Origin of the sequence: Pseudarthrobacter sp. LT1 (genome assembly GCF_035621795.1) — a bacterium.
Lineage (GTDB): Bacteria > Actinomycetota > Actinomycetes > Actinomycetales > Micrococcaceae > Arthrobacter.
Genome location: NZ_CP141830.1, coordinates 2,506,612 through 2,524,625 on the forward strand (window position 1 = coordinate 2,506,612; position 18,014 = coordinate 2,524,625).

The following is an 18,014-nucleotide window of genomic DNA, read 5'->3' on the forward strand; positions in this document are numbered from 1 at the left end:
GCCATGAGAACCTCACCACGGCTCAGCCTGAACAACGGCGTGCTGATAGACCAGCTCGGCTTTGGGCTGTACAAGGTGCCGGCAGCAGACGCGGAAGGGCTGGTGGCAACCGCGCTCGCCGCCGGCTACCGGCACTTCGACACCGCCGCCATGTATGGCAACGAAACCGGCGTGGCACGCGGCATCAGTTCCCAGCTGGATGCAGGGACCGGCAGCGGCGGCTCAGGCGAACTCTTTCCGTCCCTGACGCGTGAAGACGTGTTCATCACCACAAAGGTGTGGAATGACCACCACGGCTACGATGCGACGCTGCGCGCCTTCGACGATTCCATGGTCAACCTTGGCCTGGACTATGTGGACATGTACCTCATCCACTGGCCGTGCCCCCGCCGGGGCCTGTTCCCCGAGACCTACCGTGCCCTGGAGACGCTCTACCGCGAGGGCAGGGTCCGTGCCATCGGCGTCAGCAACTTCCAGCCGGCACACCTTGACCGCCTGCTGCAAAGCGCCGAGGTGGTCCCCGCCGTCAACCAGATCGAGCTGCACCCATGGCTGCAGCAGGAGGAGCTGCGCAGCAAGCATGCGGAACTGGGCATTCGAACCGAAGCATGGAGCCCGCTGGGCCGCGGCCAGGTGCTGGCCGATCCCGTCATCCAGGCCTGCGCCGCCGAGCACGGCCGGACCCCCGCGCAGGTGATCCTCCGCTGGCACATGCAGCTGGGACATATCGCCATCCCCAAGGCCAGCTCCGAGGCCCGGATCCGGGAGAACCTCGATGTCTTCGGTTTCGAGCTCTCCGGGCGGGACCTGGTGGCCATTAAGGCACTGGACCGCGGGCAACGCACCGGGTCGCATCCGGACAACGTCAACTAGGCCTCCGCCATGGATACTGTGAACCCGGGGCCTTCCCCTGCGCCTGCGTACCTGAGTGCCGGCCTCGCCGACCGCACCACCGCCTCCACCGTGAGCCTCGACGGCAGCACAGTGGCTTTTTGGACCTATGAGCCCGTCGAGGAGACCCCGGAAACCCGCACCATCCTGGTGGTCCACGGGTTCCGCGGCGACCACCACGGACTCCTGCGCGTAGCCGACCAGCTTCGAGACATGCGCATCATCATGCCGGACCTTCCCGGCTTCGGCAGTTCGGACGCTTTTGCCCGCGGCCCCCACTCCGTGGAGCGCTACGGTCAGTTCATCACCGGTTTCATGGCCAACCAGGGCCTGGGGCCGGACACCGTGCTCCTGGGACACTCGTTCGGGTCCATCGTGGCGTCCCACTTTGTGGCCAACAACCCGCAGGCCGTGCGCCCCCTGATCCTCATCAACCCCATCGCCGCTCCGGCTTTGGAGGGTCCAAAGGGCGTGATGACCCGGCTGGCCGTGTTGTACTACCAGCTCGCGGCACGGCTTCCCCGTGGCCCGGGACTCGCTCTGCTGCGCAATTCGCTGATCGTTCGGGTCATGAGCGAGACCATGGCCAAGACCCGCGACCGGGAGCTGCGGGCCTTCATCCACGGCCAGCACCACGCCTACTTCAGTTCCTTTGCCGACCGGGACAGCCTCCTGGAGTCCTTCACCGCCTCCGTCAGCAACCATGTAGCGGAGGTTGCCGGTCAACTGGACCTGCCCGTGCTGCTGGTCGCCGGTGAAAAGGATGAAATCGCTACGCTCCCCAACCAGCACCGCCTCCTGGAGTTGCTACCGGACGGGGAGCTGAAGGTGATTCCCGGCGTCGGGCACCTGATCCACTACGAGACGCCTGAGCCGGCCGCCCGTTACATCCGCAGCTTCCTGAAGGACCATCCCGCGTGAAGATCGTCATTGATGCACGTTTCACCCGTACCGACCACCACGACGGCATCAGCCGCTACGGAGCCAGCCTGATTGCTGCCACGGCAAAGATCGCGGACGTCTCCATGCTGGTGTCCGACGAGCGGCAGCTTGCCCTGCTGCCGGACGTTCCCTACACGCTCATCAGCAGCCCGCTCTCGCCGCTGGAGCTGTTCGTTGCCCGGAAAGTCAACGCCATAGGGGCGGACGTGGTGGTCTGCCCCATGCAGACCATGGGCACCTGGGGCCGGAAGTACGGGCTGATCCTGACCCTGCACGACCTCATCTATTACGAGCACCCCGCTCCCCCGGGGTTTTTGCCGGCGCCGGTCCGGCTGCTGTGGCGTCTGTACCACAAGGCGTTCTGGCCGCAGCGCGTGCTCCTCAACCGGGCCGATACTGTGGCAACGATCAGCCAGACCACGGCGGCGCTGATGGCCAAATACCGGCTGACGCGCAGGCCCGTGCGCATCATCGCGAACGCACCGCAGCCGGCGCAGGAACCCCGCGACCCCGCCGCCGGCGCGGACAAATCGATCATCTACATGGGGTCGTTCATGCCGTACAAGAACGTGGAAACCATGGTGGCCGGCATGGCCGGGCTGCCCGGCTACACCCTGCACCTGCTCAGCCGGATCACGCCGCAGCGGCGGGCGGAACTCGAAGCCATCGTGCCTGCGGGCGCTTCGGTGCTGTTCCATAATGGCGTGACGGATGCTGAGTATGACGGGCTCCTGCGCCAGGCCACGGCCCTGGTGAGCCTGTCCAAAGCGGAGGGGTACGGTCTTCCGTTGGTGGAGGCGATGGCGGTGGGTACGCCCGTAATCGCCAGCGACATTCCCATCTTCCGCGAAGTCGGTGCAGACGCCGCGCTGTACGTGGATCCGGAGTCCCCCGGGCAGTTCGCGGACGCTGTGGGTCAGCTGCAGGACGATGGGCACTGGCAGGACATGTCCCGCCGTTCGATTGCGCGTGCGGCGGAGTTCAGCTGGGATGAGTCGGCGCGCCAGCTGGTGGATGCTGCTCATGAGGTCGTGGCGAAAAGGCGCCGGGCCTAGAGCACGTCGACACCATCGAGCCGCAGCTGCACGGGGGCCAGGGTCCGCTTCGCAGCCACGGCTGCCCGGGTGACCCGCAGGACGCGGACGACGGCGGCAGCCTGGCCGTACGGGAAGAACAACAGGGTCCGGACGTCCTCGGCCGGGCGCCTGCCGGAGGGCGGTGCGCTGAGCAGCAGCGGCGCAGGGCCCGCCGTACGCACCGTGATACCCGCGCCGGCCAGGTCCGCTTCCACCGCACCCGTGAAGTGTTCAACGGCGGCCCGCGGCCCTGTCACCGATGCGATGCGCACCGCCGGTGGAAGCTGGAGTTCCATCCGCAGGGACAGTTCACGGTGGGCGTAGCCGGCCGGATCCCACCGCAGCAGCGCGCCCGTAGCAGCGGTGTCCGTAGCGGTGACCACCACCAGGCCTTTGTCCGGGGCAGGGCGCACCAGGGCGGCTGCGTTAAACCAGCGGCGAACGGTGTCCTCGCCCGCGCGGAGGGTCTCGCGGCGCAGCAGGGAATCGCCGTCCAGCAGCAGTGCGGCGGCGTACCCGCCGTCTGCGACGGGTTCGGCCCCCACCGTTGCCACCACCAGGGCCTTCCCGGCACCCACGTTGGCCTTCACCTGGTCCCCTGAGGACGTGATGACCGTCGTCCCCGGAAACGCGCGGCCAAGCTCTTCGGCGGTCCGCAGGACGCCGGTGGCCCCTTTTCGAAGCCGCCGGCCACCGCAGTGGGAGCACTTCCAGTCTGGGGCGGGGGTGGAACACCAGCGGCATTGGGGCAAAACGGAGGAGCCGGCCAAAGCCAGGGGCCCTTGGCAGTGTGCGCACCGGGCGGGTTCACGGCACGTCTCACACACAAGGGAGGGTGCATAGCCCGCCCTGGCGACCTGGACCAGGACGTGGCCACGCTCCAGCCCCTCCTTGGCCGCCTGCCACGCGGCATGCGGCAGGCGGGCGATGGTGGCCAGCGGGTCCCGTCCCTGCTCGAAGCTGTCGGCAGTGCTGACGACGCGGGGAACCGACGCGCGGACAGCGGACCGCCCGGCCTCCACGGGTACGGCCCAGCCGGCCTCCACCAGCCGCTGGACCTCGGTGCTGCGTGCGTGCCCGGCAAGGAGGCAGGACGTACCCTCCTGTTCTGCCCGCAGGAGCAGGACCTCCCGGGCATGGGCGTACGGTGCGCGCTGCTCGATGTGGAGGTCGTCGCCGTCGTCCCAGCAGGCAACCAGCCCCAGGTCCTGCACCGGGGCGAAGGCGGCCGAGCGCGTTCCGATGGCGACCCTGGCCCGGCCGGCCAGGAGGCGCAGGAAGTTCCGGTAGCGCGGTGTGGGACCGTCGTCGGCCGTGAGCCTGGCCACGGCCTCCTCCGGCACCAGGCCCTTCAGGGCATCTTCAAGGCGGTCCAGGTCCCGGTAGTCGGGCACCACCAGGAGCGCGCCCCGGCCTGAGGCATAAGCGGCAGCCGCGGCCTGCGCCAGCAGGGCCGGCCATCCGGTGGGACCGTACCCGTGCAGCGGATTGATGACGGCGCGGGGGGCTCCCCCTGCGGCCAGGTGCCTGAGGAAGGCAGCGCCGGTGCGGTACGGCGCCCAGGATGAAACGCCGGGGGAACCGGGCAGGCCGGGGACGCCTTCCGCTTCCCCGGTGTCCAGTGACGCAGGGTATTCCTTCTCCAGCCTGGCAACCCGGGGCGGCACCGCTAGGCGGAGGACGTCGCTGACGGTGCCGGCGTACCGTGCAGCGACGGCCGCGGCGAGAGCCTTGACCGCTGGCGTGAGGACCGGCACCGGGGACACCACTTTTGCCAGCGGCACCAGGGCGTGTCCGGCGTCCGACGCAGCGACCCGCTCAAGGAGGAATCCGTTGAGGTCCTGGCCGTTGAACTTGACCTTGACCCTGACACCTGGCTGGGCTGCCTGGTCCAGCTCAGCCGGGACCGCATAGTCAAAGGGCCGGTCCAGATGGGGCAGCGAAGACTCAACGAGGACCCGGGCCACTGGAAGGTGCTCTGCCACGGCAACGCCACTGGGCAGCGTGCGTGCCGGAAAGCCCTGCAGCAGGGACGGCTGCACGGAACTGTCAGCAACCACTGCGGTTACCTCCGTTCAGCTGCCGGCTTGGACAGGGACAGCAAAGCACGGGGCACTGACATTGGGCTTCCAGCCTGCGCCCATGGGACTCCCGCCTGCGCCTGGGACTCCGGCGGAAGCGCTGCTAGGCGTTGAAGAATGCCTTCAAATCGTCCACCCGGTCAAGGCGTTCCCATGTGAAGTCGGGATCGTCGCGGCCGAAGTGACCGTGGGCAGCGGTCTTGGCGTAGATGGGCCGTTTCAAGTCCAGGGCGTCGATGATGGCCCGCGGACGGAGATCGAAGATTTCCGCGATGGCTTCGCTGATCCGGGCGGGATCCACGGTCTCGGTGCCGAACGTCTCCACGTAGGTTCCCACGGGGCGGGCCTGGCCGATTGCGTAGGCGATCTGGATCTCGGCACGCTTGGCCAGCCCCGCGGCCACCACGTTCTTGGCGACCCAGCGCATGGCGTATGCGGCGGAGCGGTCCACCTTGGAAGGGTCCTTGCCGGAGAAGGCGCCGCCGCCGTGGCGGGCCATGCCGCCGTAGGTGTCGACGATGATCTTGCGGCCGGTGAGGCCGGCGTCTCCCACCGGCCCGCCGATGACGAATTCACCGGCAGGGTTGAGGATGTTCGCGGCGCGGGAGATGTCCAGGTTGGCGGCGGCGAGGACGGGCTCAATGACAATGGCGGCGAGGTCGGCGCGCAGCTGCTCAAGGCTTGCGCCCTCGGCGTGCTGGCTGGAGATCACCACGGTTTCAACGGATACCGGAACGTCTTTGTCGTAGCCCACGGTGACCTGGGTCTTGCCGTCCGGGCGGAGGTAGGCCAGCTGGCCCGTCTTCCGGACGTCGGTCAGGCGTTCGGAGAGCCGGTGGGCCAGCCAGATGGGCGTGGGCATGTAGGAAGGGGTCTCGTCGCTGGCGTACCCGAACATCAGGCCCTGGTCGCCCGCACCCTGGAGGTCATAGTCGTCCTCCTGGCGGCCTTCGCGGGCTTCCAGCGAGTTAAAGACGCCGCCGGCGATGTCATTCGACTGCTGGCCGATGGATACGGACACGCCGCAGCGGGCACCATCAAAACCGTTGGCTGATGAGTCGTAGCCGATGCCGAGGATGGTCTCGCGAACGATCTGCGGGATTTCGACGTAGGCGTCGGTGGTGACTTCGCCTGCCACGTGCACCAGACCGGTGGTCGCCATGGTCTCCACGGCTACACGGGATTCGGGGTCTGCGGCCAGGAGCGCGTCCAGGATGGCGTCGCTGATCTGGTCACAGATCTTGTCCGGGTGGCCTTCGGTAACCGACTCGGACGTGAAGAGCCGGAGCGCGGAGGGCGTGGCCCCATGGGACTGGGGAAGGTGCAGCGGTAAAGTCACTCAACTACCTTACTGGTTGGAGCACGCCGGCCCTGCGGGAGATGTCTTCCCGCGAAGCAAACGTGGTGCGGAACACTCAGGTCCGGGGCGAAACCCGGTTCAGTTCAAAGCTGATGCGGGTAATGATGGCTTCGGCAACCTCAGTCTTGGTTCCCGACGCTTCCTGTGGTTCGGAGCCGGAGCGGGAGAGGATGACCACCGAGTTGGAGTCCTGCCCGAAGACCTTATCCGTCCCCACGTGGTTGACCACCAGCAGGTCGCAGCCCTTCCGCTGGAGTTTTGCCTCCGCATACTCCAGGACGTCGCCCTGGCTGTCCCCGGTCTCCGCGGCGAAACCGACGATGAGTTGCCCGGAAGCCGAATCCCCGGCATTGCGCTGTTCCACGAGCTCCTGCAGGATGTCCGGGTTTCGGACCAGGGTGATGACGGGGTCTGCTGTATCGTCCCGCTTTTTGATTTTGGTGTCAGAGACATCGGCCGGGCGGAAGTCGGCCACGGCGGCGGACATAATGACGACGTCGGACTCCGCTGCGGCGTCCAGTGCAGCTTCCCGGAGTTGCAGGGCGGTCTCCACGCGGACCACCTCCACCCCGGCCGGTGGCGCAACATCCATGTGTGCGGCCAGTAACCGCACGGTGGCGCCGGCGTTCCGGGCAGCGACTGCCAGCGCCACGCCCTGCTTGCCGGAAGACCGGTTGCCCAGGAACCGTACGGGGTCCAGCGGTTCGCGGGTGCCGCCGGCGCTGACGGTTACGGTGCGGCCCGCAAGCGGAAGCTGGTAATCGGACCGTCCCTGGACCAGCGCCATGGCTGCGTCGAAGATCACCTGCGGTTCCGGGAGCCGGCCGGGGCCTGAGTCTGCGCCGGTCAACCTGCCGGAGGCCGGCTCCAGGACGGCGGCGCCGCGGCCGCGGAGCGTTTCGACGTTGGCGCGGGTTGCGGCGTGCTGCCACATTTCGGTGTGCATTGCGGGGGCGAACAGCACGGGGCCGTGCGCCATCAGCAACGTGTTGGTCAGCAGGTCCCCGGCCTGGCCGGTTGCAGCTTTTGCCAGGAGGTCCGCCGTGGCCGGTGCCACGACCACCAGGTCTGCCTCATGGCCCAGGCGGACGTGGTTGACCAGGTGCACGTCATCGAAGACGCTGTTGCTGACCGGGTTTCCGGACAGCGCCTCCCAGGTGGCGGTGCCGATGAAGCGGATGGACGCCTCCGTGGGGATCACCGTGACGTCATGGCCGGCTTCAGTAAAAAGCCGGAGGAGCGATGCCACCTTGTAGGCGGCAATCCCTCCCCCGACTCCGAGGACTATGCGCACGTGATCTCCGTCAACAGCAAGTCAGTTCAGCGGCAGGATTACTCTGCGGCTTCGATCGGCGTGGAAACCAGCTTGCCTTCGTTGATTTCGCGCAGTGCGATGGAGAGCGACTTTTCGTTCAGCTTGGTGTCAACCAGGGGGCCGACGTACTCGAAGAGGCCCTCGTGCAGCTGGGCGTAGTAGGCGTTGATCTGACGAGCGCGCTTGGCACCGAAGATCACCAGGCCGTACTTGGAGTCGGCTGCTTCGAGCAGCGAGTCGATCGGCGGGTTGATGATGCCTTCAAGGTTCGTGGACACGAATTCTCCAAATTCCTAGCGGGCTGACGGTTCCGGCAGGTGTGGATGCGGTGTCAGCCCCATGAGTGAAACAAGCTCGTCCGCTGCCCGGCGGACGTCGTCATTGATGACGGTGTGGTCGAACTCCGGTTCAGCAGCAAGTTCCAGTTTAGCGGTTTCCAGGCGCCGCTGCTGTTCTTCGGGGGTTTCTGTGCCGCGGCCCACCAGCCGGCGCACCATCTCGTCCCACGTTGGCGGGGCGAGGAAGACGAACTGGGCGTCGGGAACGGCCGCTTTCACCTGCCGTGCACCCTGGAGGTCGATCTCCAGGAGCACCGAACGGCCCTCCGCGATGGCCGCGTTGACGGTGCTCTTGAGGGTGCCGTAGGTGTTCTGGCCGTGGACAACGGCCCACTCCAGGAGTTCACCGTCGGCGATGAGCCTCTCGAACTCCTCCTTGGTCTTGAAGAAGTAGTGGACACCGTCCACCTCGCCGGGCCGGGGCGCCCGGGTGGTGGCGGAGACGGAAAGCCAAACCTCCGGGTAGTTGTCCCGGATATAGGTGGACACGGTGCCTTTGCCAACAGCCGTCGGACCTGCGAGGACTGTCAGTCCAGGTTTCTTGCTCACGTATTCCTTTTGCCACGGTTGGGGAAGGGCAGGCGCCGCCTGCCTCAGTGCTCGTCTATAAAATCTACCAGCGCGCGGCGCTGGTGGACGCCCAGGCCCCGGACCCTGCGGGACGCTGCGATGCCCAGCTGCTGCATGATGGCGGCGGCCCGCACCTTTCCGATGCCGGGCAGGGCTTCGAGCAGTTCAGAAACCCGCATGCGGGCCAGGGCGTCGTCCTCCAGCGCGGAGCTGATGATGTCCGCCGCCGATCTGTCGCCGTTCCGGAGGCTCTCCTTGGCGGCGGCACGCGTTGCCCTGGCTGCTGCCGCCTTGCCCAGGGCGTCGGCCCGTTCAGACGCAGATAGAGGTCGCAGGACCATCACGGACACCCCCGAAGTCGGCGGATTCATCCAAGGGCGGCCGCCCTTGGACCTGTCCTGAAACTACCCTCTGGTGCAGCCTGAATCAATGCATCCGGACAATTGCAGGCCTATTCGCCCCGCAGTCCGTCCAGCGTCCGCAGCGCGGCCTCGCGCAGGCCCCGCGTTTCCGGTCCGGCCGACAGGATGTCCCGGCTGGAGGTTCCCAGGACCAGCGGGTAGGCAGCGCCGAAGGTGGCCCGAAGGTCAGCCGGCGTTGCCCCCTGGGCCCCGAGGCCGGGCGCCAGGATGGGGCCACGGACCGCAGCAAGGTCCAGTTCCAGGTCTGCCAGGGCGCTGCCGACGGTGGCGCCGACCACCAGGCCAACAGAACCGAGGCTTCCGGGGTACCGCGAGTTCTCCGCTGCCGCGGACTCCGTGATCCTGCGGGCCACGGAATCCTTTCCGCCCACATGCTGGACCGAGGCTCCCTCGGGGTTGGACGTCAGCGCCAGCACGAACACGCCCCGCCCGGTTTCCGCCGCGAGGTCAAGCGCGGGGCGAAGGGACTCGAAGCCGAGGTAGGGGCTCAGCGTGACGGAGTCCGCCGCGAGCGGAGACTCGTCGCGCAGCCAGGCGTCCGCGTAGGCGGCCATGGTGGATCCGATGTCGCCGCGCTTGGCGTCGGCGATGCTGAGCACGGATTCGTCCCGGGCCGTGGCCAGGACCTCCTCCAGCACCGCCATGCCGGCAGAACCGTGGCGTTCGTAAAGTGCCACCTGGGGCTTCACGGCGGCAGCGAGCGAAGCCACTGCCTCCAGGACCGTCAGCGAGAAGCGCCGAAGCCCCGCGGCGTCGTCGTCCAGTCCCCAGCTCTTCAGCAGTGCCGGGTGCGGATCAATGCCAACGCAGAGGGGACCACGGGCGGCCATGGCCGCGCCGAGCCGGGAGCCAAAGGACTCCCGGCCGGCAGTGGCTGCCTGCTCAGGCATGCTGCAGGGCCGCCTTCTGCGACTCGGCCAGCGCTGCAGCGTGCTCCTGCAGGCTGGTGACAGACCACTCGTAGGTGCGCATGGCCTCGATGGCCTGGACGGCGGCGTTGAACTCGGCCACCGTGGTGATGCACGGAATGCCGATGGACGTTGCCGCGGCACGGAGCTCGTAGCCGTCGCTGCGGGCTTCGCCGCCGGAGGGCGTGTTGAAGACCATGTCGATCTCGCCGGCCACGATGAGGTCGGCAATGGTGCCCTCCCCCTCGGCGCTGCTGCCCTCGGCAACCTTGCGCACCGGGGTGGCCTGGATGCCGTTGCGGCGCAGGACGTCGGCGGTGCCGCCGGTGGAGACGATCTCGAAGCCGAGGTCGGAGAGCCGCTTGACGCCCATGATCACGGAACGCTTGTCGCGGTTGGCCACGGAGACGAACACCTTGCCCTCGGTGGGGAGGGCGTTGTTGGCGCCGGCCTGGCTCTTGGCGAAGGCGGTGTCGAAGTGCTTGTCGATGCCCATGACTTCGCCGGTGGAGCGCATTTCCGGGCCGAGCAGGGAGTCCACTACCTTGCCTTCAAGCGTGCGGAACCGGCTGAACGGCAGCACTGCTTCCTTGACGGCCACGGGGGCGTCCAGCGGCAGGGTTGAGCCGTCACCGGTTTCCGGCAGCATCTTGTAGGCGCTGCGGAGCTGGTTGATGGTCACGCCGGTGCCGATGAGGGCAGCGGCCTTGGCCATCTGGACGCCGGTGGCCTTGGACACGAACGGCACGGTGCGCGAGGCGCGGGGGTTGGCTTCCAGGACGTACAGCACGTCCGAGGCCAGCGCGAACTGGATGTTGATCAGGCCGCGCACGCCCACGCCTTCGGCGATGGCACGGGTTGCCACCCGGACACGTTCGATAACGTTGCTTCCAAGGGTGATGGGCGGCAGGACGCAGGCGGAGTCGCCGGAGTGGATGCCGGCTTCCTCGATGTGCTCCATGATGCCGCCCAGGTACATGTCGGTGCCGTCGAAGAGGGCGTCAACGTCGATTTCGACGGCGTCCTCCAGGAACCGGTCGATCAGTACCGGGTGGTCCGGGGTGATCTCGGTGGCGTTGGCGATGTAGCGGGAGAGGTTGGGCTCGTCGTAGACGATTTCCATGCCGCGGCCGCCCAGGACGTAGGACGGGCGGACCAGGACCGGGTAGCCGATCTCGTCGGCGATCGTCTTGGCGTCCTCGAAGGAAACGGCGGTGCCGTTCTTGGGCGAGACCAGGCCGGCCTTGTCCAGCACGCGGGAGAAGGCGCCGCGGTGCTCGGCCAGGTCGATGGCTTCCGGGGAGGTGCCCAGGATCGGCACGCCGGCGTCGGCCAGCTGCTGGGCCAGCTTCAGCGGAGTCTGGCCACCGAGCTGGACGAACACGCCCATGACGCCGCCGGTGCGTTCCTCGGCCGCGATGACCTCCAGGACGTCCTCGAGCGTGAGCGGCTCGAAGTACAGGCGGGTGGAGACGTCGTAGTCGGTGGAGACGGTTTCCGGGTTGCAGTTGACCATGACGGTCTCGTAGCCGGCCTTGCGCAGCGCCATGGAGGCGTGGACGCAGGAGTAGTCGAACTCGATGCCCTGGCCGATGCGGTTCGGGCCGGATCCGAGGATCAGGATGGACGGCTTGGAGTGCAGCGCAACCTCGTCCTCCTCGTCGTAGGCCGAGTAGTGGTACGGCGTGTACGCGGCGAACTCTGCGGCGCAGGTATCCACGGTCTTGTAGACGGGGCGGATACCCAGGGCCTGGCGCACACCGCGGACCACGGCCTCGGAGTTGTGGGTCAGCGCACCGATCTGCTCGTCGGAGAAGCCGTGGCGCTTGGCGCGCTTGAGCATGTCTGCCGTGAGGGCGCCCGCCTGGCGGATCTCGTGGGAGATCTCGTTGAGCAGCTGGAGCTGGTCCAGGAACCACGGGTCGATCTTGGTGGCTTCGAAGAGCTGTTCCACGGTGGCACCGCCCAGGAGGGCGCGCTGGACCTGGTGCAGGCGTTCGGTGGTGGGGCGCTTGGCCTTCTCGATCAGTTCCTCGACCTGGTACTCCGGCACGGAGCTGAAGTCCAGCTGCGAGCCCTTCTGCTCCAGGGAGCGCAGGGCCTTCTGCAGGGCCTCGGTGAAGTTGCGGCCCATGGCCATGGCTTCGCCCACGGACTTCATGGTGGTGGTGAGGGTGTTGTCCGCCGCCGGGAACTTTTCGAAGGCAAACCGCGGGACCTTGACCACCACGTAGTCCAGGGTGGGTTCGAAGGACGCGGGGGTCTTCTGGGTGATGTCGTTGGGGATCTCGTCCAGGGTGTAGCCGAGCGAGAGCTTGGTGGCGATCTTGGCGATGGCGAAGCCGGTGGCCTTGGATGCCAGTGCCGAGGAGCGGGAGACGCGGGGGTTCATTTCGATGACCACCACGCGGCCGGTGGCGGGGTCGATGGCGAACTGGATGTTGCAGCCGCCGGTGTCAACGCCTACCTCGCGGATGACGGCGATGGCAACGTCGCGCAGCTTCTGGTACTCGCGGTCGGTGAGGGTCAGTGCCGGAGCCACGGTGATGGAGTCACCGGTGTGCACACCCACGGGGTCGAAGTTCTCGATGGAGCAGACGACAACCACGTTGTCGTTCTTGTCCCGCATCATTTCGAGCTCATATTCCTTCCAGCCCAGGATGCTCTCTTCGAGCAGCACCTCGCTGGTGGGGCTGTACTGCAGGCCCTGGCCGACGATGCGGCGCAGGTCATCCTCGTTGTAGGCCAGGCCGGAGCCCAGGCCGCCCATGGTGAAGGACGGGCGCACCACCATGGGGTAGCCAAGGTCCACGGCCGCCGTGAGGGCCTCGTCCATGCTGTGGATGATGTGGCTGCGGGCGGATTCGGCGCCGCAGCGCTCAACGACGCCCTTGAACTTCTCGCGGTCCTCGCCGAGCTCGATCGCCGCGATGTTGGCGCCGATCAGTTCCACGTTGTACTTCTCCAGCACACCGTTCTTGTCCAGGGCGATAGCGGTGTTCAGCGCGGTCTGACCGCCCAGGGTGGGCAGCACGGCGTCGGGACGTTCCTTGGCGATGATCTTCTCCACCACCTCGGGGGTGATGGGCTCAACGTAGGTGGCGTCGGCGAACTCGGGGTCGGTCATGATGGTGGCCGGGTTGGAGTTCACGAGGATGACGCGCAGGCCTTCCTCCTTGAGGACCCGCAGGGCCTGGGTGCCGGAGTAGTCGAACTCGGCGGCCTGGCCGATGACGATCGGGCCGGAACCAATGACGAGGACGCTTTTGAGATCTGTACGTTTCGGCATTACTTCTTGTCCTCAGTCTTGTTGTCGTTTTTGTGGTCGGCACCGGCGGAATGTGCGGAGTCCACCGGGTCCTTGGACAGGTTGGCGTTCCGGCCGTCCCGCGTGCCTTCCATGAGGTCGATGAACCGGTCGAACAGGTAGGCGGCATCGTGCGGGCCGGCCGCAGCCTCGGGGTGGTACTGCACGGAGAATGCCGGGATGTCCAGGCAGGCGAGGCCTTCCACGACGTCGTCGTTCAGGCTGATGTGGCTGACTTCAACCCGGCCGTAGCGTGCCTCCGGAGCCTGGGTGGCGCCGTCGAGCGGGGCGTCCACGGCGAAGCCGTGGTTCTGGGAGGTGATTTCCACCTTGCCGGTGCGGCGGTCCATCACGGGCTGGTTGATGCCGCGGTGGCCGTAGCGGAGCTTGTAGGTGCCAAAGCCGAGGGCCCGGCCCAGGATCTGGTTGCCGAAGCAGATGCCGAAGTAGGGCAGCTTCTCGTCCAGGACGGAGCGCAGCAGCTTCACCTGCGCGTCGGCGGTGGCGGGATCGCCCGGGCCGTTGGACATGAAGAAGCCGTCCGGGTTGACGGCCTTGACGTCCTCCAGGGTGGCGGTGGCCGGGAGCACGTGGACGCGGACGCCGCGCTCGGCGAACCGCACCGGGGTCATGGCCTTGATGCCGAGGTCGATCGCCGCGATGCTGAAGCGGGGCTCGCCCTCCCAGCCATGGTCCTTCGGTTCCACCACGTAGGCTTCGTCGACGCTGACTTCCTCCGCCAGGCGCGAACCCTCCATGGGGGCACTGGCCAGGACGGCGTCGAGCAGTTCCTTGTCCGTGGCCTGCGCTGCCTCGCCGGAGAAGATGCCGGCGCGCATGGTCTTGTGCTCGCGCAGGTGGCGGGTGATGGCACGGGTATCCACACCCTGGATGCCGACGATGCCCTGGGCCACCAGCTCCTCATCCAGCGACCGCTCGGAACGCCAGTTGGAGGGCCGGCGCGCGGCGTCACGGACAATGTAGCCGGCCACCCAGATGCGCCGGGACTCGGCGTCGTCATCGTTCACGCCGGTGTTGCCGATGTGCGGGGCCGTTTGCACCACCAGCTGGCGGGCATACGAGGGATCGGTGATGGTTTCCTGGTAGCCGGTCATGCCGGTCGCGAAGACGGCCTCGCCCAGGGCGGTGCCGGTGGCGCCGTAGCTGGTGCCGCGGAAGATGCGTCCGTCTTCGAGAACCAGCGCAGCCGGGGCCGATACAGGAGCGGAGGTGGTTGCTGTCAATGTATTCGCTTTCACTGTCTTACTTTCCACTGGTGGCACCAGCCGCTGGGGCTGACGAAATCAAATCCTGAAGGGCCTGGTAAAGCACATCCTTGTCCGCGGCGCGGCGCGTTCGGAAGCCGGTATCCAGGTCATGCGTGCCGTGCGTCCATCCGAGCACCAGGAGGCCGTCCTTTTCCACGAACTTCCCGGCCATGCCGCTGTCCTGCCGGACTTCCGTGAGGGATGCCGCGGGGATGTACAGGGCAGGGGCACCGGAGCGCTCATAGAGGACACCGTGCGGGTACACCTCAAGGGTGGCGTTGGTGCGGATGCCCAGCCCGTGCACTGCGATCCGGTCAAGCCAGTCACCGGCCGTTGTGGTGGCCACGTACTGCCCCTCGGCAACGGCGGTGGGCTCGCCCGGCGCTGCAGGCACCTGGGGCAGTTGCCCGACGTCGGACTGGCGCTTCAGGCGGTTGCGCCACCCCACTGCGAGGAGGACAAACACGACGGCGACCACCGCCAGCATGGCAAGGCCGGGAAGGATCTTGTCCATCAGGCAGCGCCTGCAGGGGTTGCGGCGGCATCCGGGTGGGGCGTGTTGAGCGCGCCGTCGAGGACGGTGGCGTGCCCCCTGAAGAAGGTTGCCACCACCTTGCCCGGAAGCTCCCTCCCCTTGAAGGGCGAGTTGCGGCCCATGGTTGCCATCTGGAAGGGGTCCACCGTCCAGCGCGCGGCCGGATCCACCAGGATGAGGTTGGCGGGTTCCCCGGCTTCGATGGGCCTGCCCTGGTCGCTCAACCGGCCGATCTTCGCAGCCGCCGTGGACGTGACCCGTGCGAAGTCCGCCCACGTCATCAGGCCGGTCTCGATCATGGCGTGCTGGACGACGGACAGGGCCGTTTCCAGTCCGGTCATGCCCATGGCGGCCTGCGCCCACTCGCATTCCTTGTGCTCGCTGGGGTGCGGTGCGTGGTCGGTACCCACAACGTCGATCGTGCCGTCTGCCAGGCCTGCGCGCAATGCCTGGACGTCGGCGTCGGTGCGCAACGGCGGGTTGACCTTGAAGACGGGGTCGTAGCTGCGCACCAGGTCGTCGGTCAGCAGCAGGTGGTGCGGGGTGACCTCGGCCGTGACGTCGATGCCGCGTTCCTTGGCCCAGCGGATGATCTCCACCGAGCCTGCCGTGGACACGTGGCACACGTGCAGGCGGGAACCGACGTGCTGGGCCAGGAGGACATCGCGGGCGATGATGCTTTCCTCGGCCACGGCGGGCCAGCCGGTGAGGCCGAGGACGGCGGAGACGTCGCCCTCGTTCATCTGGGCCCCCGCGGTCAGGCGCGGTTCCTGCGCGTGCTGGGCCACCACGCCGTCGAACGCTTTGACGTATTCCAGTGCGCGGCGCATCAGCACGGGGTCGTGGACGCAGATGCCGTCGTCGGAGAACATGCGCACCCGGGCGCGGGAATCGGCCATGGCACCCAGCTCGGCCAGTTGCTCCCCCGCCAGGCCCACGGTGACGGCGCCCACCGGGCGCACGTCCACCCACCCGGCGGCGCGGCCAAGCGTGTAAACCTGTTCCACGACGCCCGCGGTGTCGGCCACGGGCGTGCTGTTGGCCATCGCGTGGACCGCTGTGTAACCGCCCAGCGCTGCGGCACGCGTGCCGGTCTCCACCGTCTCAGCGTCCTCGCGGCCGGGTTCGCGGAGGTGGGTGTGGACGTCCACCATGCCGGGCAGGGCCACCAGTCCGGCGGCGTCGATGACGGTGGCACCATCAGCGGACAGGCCGTGGCCGACCTCGGCGATGATGCCGTCGCGGACCAGCAGGTCAGTGGGGTCGCCGCCCAGGATGGCGGCGCCCTGGATGAGGTACGTTCCGGTGTTGCCTGCCATCAGTTGCTCTCCTTGGTGGACGGGGCGGCGGCGTAGGCCGGTGCCCGGGTTGCGGCTGGTTCCCGGGTGTCCCCGGAGAGCAGCAGGTACAGTGCGGCCATCCGCACGGACACGCCGTTGCGGACCTGGGCCAGGACGGTGGAGCGGGGTGAGTCTGCGGCGGCTGCGCTGATCTCCAGGCCACGGTTCATGGGGCCCGGGTGCATGATGATGGTGTCCGTCATGCCGAGGTCATCGAGGGCCCGGAGCCGGTTGTCGTCGAAGCCCCAGCGGCGGGAGTATTCGCGGGTGCTCGGGAAGAACGATGCGTTCATGCGTTCGCCCTGGACCCGGAGCATCATGACGGCGTCAACGCCGTTTGCGAGGGTTTGGTCCAGGTCGTAGCTGACGCTGCAGGGCCACTTGTCGACGCCGACCGGCAACAGGGTGGGGGGCGCCACCAGCGTGACCTCCGCGCCAAGGGTACGGAGCAGCCATACGTTCGACCGCGCCACGCGGGAGTGCAGGACGTCACCTGCGATGGCTACCCGCATGCCTTTAAGGTCCGTTCCTTCGGAATCCGTGCCGGCAAGGCGGGCCCAGTGCCGGCGCATGGTGAAGGCATCGAGGAGGGCCTGGGTGGGGTGCTCATGCGTGCCGTCGCCGGCGTTGATGACGGCCGCGTCGATCCAGTCGGTGGCAGCCAGCCGGTGCGGTGCGCCGGAGGCCCAGTGCCTGATGACGACGGCGTCCGCCCCCATGGCGGACAGGGTCTGGGCAGTGTCCTTGAGGGACTCACCCTTGGAAACGGAGGACCCCTTGGCGGCAAAGTTGATGACGTCCGCCGACAGCCGCTTGGCCGCGGCTTCGAAGGAGATGCGGGTGCGGGTGGAGTCCTCGAAGAAGAGGTTGACGACGGTGCGGCCACGCAGTGCCGGAAGCTTCTTCACTTCCCGCTCCCCCACTGCCGACATTTCCTCGGCAGTGTCAAGGATGCGGACGGCGTTCGAAAGGCTGAGGTCGCCGGTGGACAGGAGGTGTTTCATGCGCCGCCCTCAATCACGACTTCGTTGACCGGCGCTCCGGCATCGGACGTATCCGTTTCCTCCAGCCGGACCCGGACCTTTTCGGCGGAGGAAGTGGGCAGGTTCTTGCCTACATGGTCCGCGCGGATGGGAAGTTCACGGTGGCCCCGGTCAATCAGGACCGCGAGCCGGACAATACGCGGGCGGCCGAGGTCGACCAGGGCGTCAAGGGCGGCGCGGATGGTGCGGCCCGAGTACAGGACGTCGTCGATCAGCACCACTACCTTGTTGTCGATGCCGGTCCGGGGCAGCCTGGTGGGGTACGGCGGCCGGGTCCCCTGGTGGGAGAGGTCATCACGGAACATGGTGACGTCCAGCTGGCCCACAATGGCAGCGGCGTCAACGGTGTTGTCCGCGGCAGCGATCTTTTCAGCCAGCCGGACAGCCAGCGGGTAACCGCGGCGGGGAATGCCCAAAAGGACCAGGTCCCGGGATCCCTTGTTGGCTTCGAGGATCTCGTGGGCGATACGAGTGAGGGCCCGGTCAATGTCCGCCTGGCTGAGGACAACCCTGGCTGGAACCGGTGCGCTGGTGACAGATGTCAACGCTCGTCTCCCCTTTCCCCGCCTCACAGGACGGAATTAAAAAAGGAATGTTTGCTGTTCAAAATTACCACAC

At 67.4% G+C, this 18,014-nt stretch carries 16 protein-coding genes; 3 read left to right on the plus strand and 13 right to left on the minus strand.

Annotated features, from left to right (window positions below):
• The first annotated feature begins 3 nt into the window (after positions 1 to 3).
• The 3 genes from VIK36_RS11765 to VIK36_RS11775 are packed head-to-tail and all read left to right on the plus strand — an operon-like array spanning position 4 to position 2,888.
• Entirely contained in the window at positions 4 to 873 is an 870-nt protein-coding gene (locus VIK36_RS11765) for an aldo/keto reductase (RefSeq protein WP_224026142.1), read from the plus strand.
• Between the two features lie 9 nt (positions 874 to 882).
• Positions 883 to 1,812: an alpha/beta hydrolase gene (locus VIK36_RS11770; protein ID WP_324642043.1), complete on the plus strand. Its 930-nt coding sequence runs from the start codon at positions 883 to 885 to the stop codon at positions 1,810 to 1,812.
• Positions 1,809 to 2,888, plus strand: a complete 1,080-nt coding sequence (locus tag VIK36_RS11775; protein WP_324642044.1) for a glycosyltransferase family 1 protein — start codon at positions 1,809 to 1,811, stop codon at positions 2,886 to 2,888. Before VIK36_RS11770 ends, VIK36_RS11775 begins: the two co-directional genes overlap by 4 nt.
• On the opposite strand, the gene VIK36_RS11780 is transcribed toward VIK36_RS11775, so the two are convergent.
• From VIK36_RS11780 to pyrR, 13 genes are all read right to left on the minus strand, one after another.
• Positions 2,885 to 4,969 (minus strand): primosomal protein N', encoded by a 2,085-nt coding sequence (locus VIK36_RS11780; RefSeq protein WP_324642045.1) that lies wholly within the window; start codon positions 4,967 to 4,969, stop codon positions 2,885 to 2,887. The two genes, VIK36_RS11775 and VIK36_RS11780, sit on opposite strands and share 4 nt — an antisense overlap.
• Before the next feature lie 124 nt (positions 4,970 to 5,093).
• Complete coding sequence (metK, locus tag VIK36_RS11785; RefSeq protein WP_255172307.1) at positions 5,094 to 6,329, minus strand: methionine adenosyltransferase; 1,236 nt, start codon at positions 6,327 to 6,329, stop codon at positions 5,094 to 5,096.
• Positions 6,330 to 6,405: 76 nt separating this feature from the next.
• Positions 6,406 to 7,644: a bifunctional phosphopantothenoylcysteine decarboxylase/phosphopantothenate--cysteine ligase CoaBC gene (gene coaBC, locus VIK36_RS11790; RefSeq protein ID WP_324642046.1), complete on the minus strand. Its 1,239-nt coding sequence runs from the start codon at positions 7,642 to 7,644 to the stop codon at positions 6,406 to 6,408.
• 38 nt (positions 7,645 to 7,682) lie between these two features.
• Positions 7,683 to 7,943, minus strand: coding sequence for a DNA-directed RNA polymerase subunit omega (rpoZ, locus tag VIK36_RS11795; RefSeq protein WP_003800778.1), 261 nt, complete (start codon positions 7,941 to 7,943; stop codon positions 7,683 to 7,685).
• A gap of 15 nt (positions 7,944 to 7,958) precedes the next feature.
• Complete coding sequence (gmk, locus tag VIK36_RS11800) at positions 7,959 to 8,552, minus strand: guanylate kinase (protein WP_255172309.1); 594 nt, start codon at positions 8,550 to 8,552, stop codon at positions 7,959 to 7,961.
• A 44-nt stretch (positions 8,553 to 8,596) separates the two neighbouring features.
• On the minus strand, positions 8,597 to 8,914 hold the full coding sequence (gene mihF, locus VIK36_RS11805; protein ID WP_201302514.1) for an integration host factor, actinobacterial type: 318 nt from the start codon (positions 8,912 to 8,914) through the stop codon (positions 8,597 to 8,599).
• 110 nt (positions 8,915 to 9,024) lie between these two features.
• Positions 9,025 to 9,885, minus strand: a complete 861-nt coding sequence (gene pyrF / locus VIK36_RS11810; RefSeq protein ID WP_324642047.1) for an orotidine-5'-phosphate decarboxylase — start codon at positions 9,883 to 9,885, stop codon at positions 9,025 to 9,027.
• A complete protein-coding gene (gene carB / locus VIK36_RS11815) occupies positions 9,878 to 13,192 on the minus strand; it encodes a carbamoyl-phosphate synthase large subunit (protein WP_324642048.1) in 3,315 nt (1,104 codons plus the stop codon). The genes pyrF and carB overlap by 8 nt, the downstream gene beginning before the upstream one ends.
• A complete protein-coding gene (gene carA / locus VIK36_RS11820; RefSeq protein ID WP_420716209.1) occupies positions 13,192 to 14,493 on the minus strand; it encodes a glutamine-hydrolyzing carbamoyl-phosphate synthase small subunit in 1,302 nt (433 codons plus the stop codon). Before carA ends, carB begins: the two co-directional genes overlap by 1 nt.
• A complete protein-coding gene (locus VIK36_RS11825; RefSeq protein ID WP_324642052.1) occupies positions 14,474 to 14,992 on the minus strand; it encodes a hypothetical protein in 519 nt (172 codons plus the stop codon). The genes carA and VIK36_RS11825 overlap by 20 nt, the downstream gene beginning before the upstream one ends.
• Entirely contained in the window at positions 14,992 to 16,332 is a 1,341-nt protein-coding gene (locus VIK36_RS11830) for a dihydroorotase (protein ID WP_324642053.1), read from the minus strand. Before VIK36_RS11830 ends, VIK36_RS11825 begins: the two co-directional genes overlap by 1 nt.
• Complete coding sequence (locus VIK36_RS11835) at positions 16,332 to 17,357, minus strand: aspartate carbamoyltransferase catalytic subunit (protein WP_324642054.1); 1,026 nt, start codon at positions 17,355 to 17,357, stop codon at positions 16,332 to 16,334. The genes VIK36_RS11830 and VIK36_RS11835 overlap by 1 nt, the downstream gene beginning before the upstream one ends.
• Positions 17,354 to 17,941, minus strand: coding sequence for a bifunctional pyr operon transcriptional regulator/uracil phosphoribosyltransferase PyrR (gene pyrR, locus VIK36_RS11840; protein WP_141160350.1), 588 nt, complete (start codon positions 17,939 to 17,941; stop codon positions 17,354 to 17,356). Before pyrR ends, VIK36_RS11835 begins: the two co-directional genes overlap by 4 nt.
• Between the last annotated feature and the right edge of the window lie 73 nt (positions 17,942 to 18,014).

Excerpts from the sequence above, each read along its gene's own strand:
- VIK36_RS11765 (WP_224026142.1), top strand. The coding sequence starts at position 4 with ATGAGAACCTCACCACGGCTCAGCCTGAACAACGGCGTGCTGATAGAC.
- VIK36_RS11770 (WP_324642043.1), top strand. The coding sequence starts at position 883 with ATGGATACTGTGAACCCGGGGCCTTCCCCTGCGCCTGCGTACCTGAGT.
- mihF (WP_201302514.1), bottom strand. The coding sequence starts at position 8,914 with ATGGTCCTGCGACCTCTATCTGCGTCTGAACGGGCCGACGCCCTGGGC.
- pyrF (WP_324642047.1), bottom strand. The coding sequence starts at position 9,885 with ATGCCTGAGCAGGCAGCCACTGCCGGCCGGGAGTCCTTTGGCTCCCGG.
- carB (WP_324642048.1), bottom strand. The coding sequence starts at position 13,192 with ATGCCGAAACGTACAGATCTCAAAAGCGTCCTCGTCATTGGTTCCGGC.
- VIK36_RS11825 (WP_324642052.1), bottom strand. The coding sequence starts at position 14,992 with ATGGACAAGATCCTTCCCGGCCTTGCCATGCTGGCGGTGGTCGCCGTC.
- VIK36_RS11830 (WP_324642053.1), bottom strand. The coding sequence starts at position 16,332 with ATGGCAGGCAACACCGGAACGTACCTCATCCAGGGCGCCGCCATCCTG.
- VIK36_RS11835 (WP_324642054.1), bottom strand. The coding sequence starts at position 17,357 with ATGAAACACCTCCTGTCCACCGGCGACCTCAGCCTTTCGAACGCCGTC.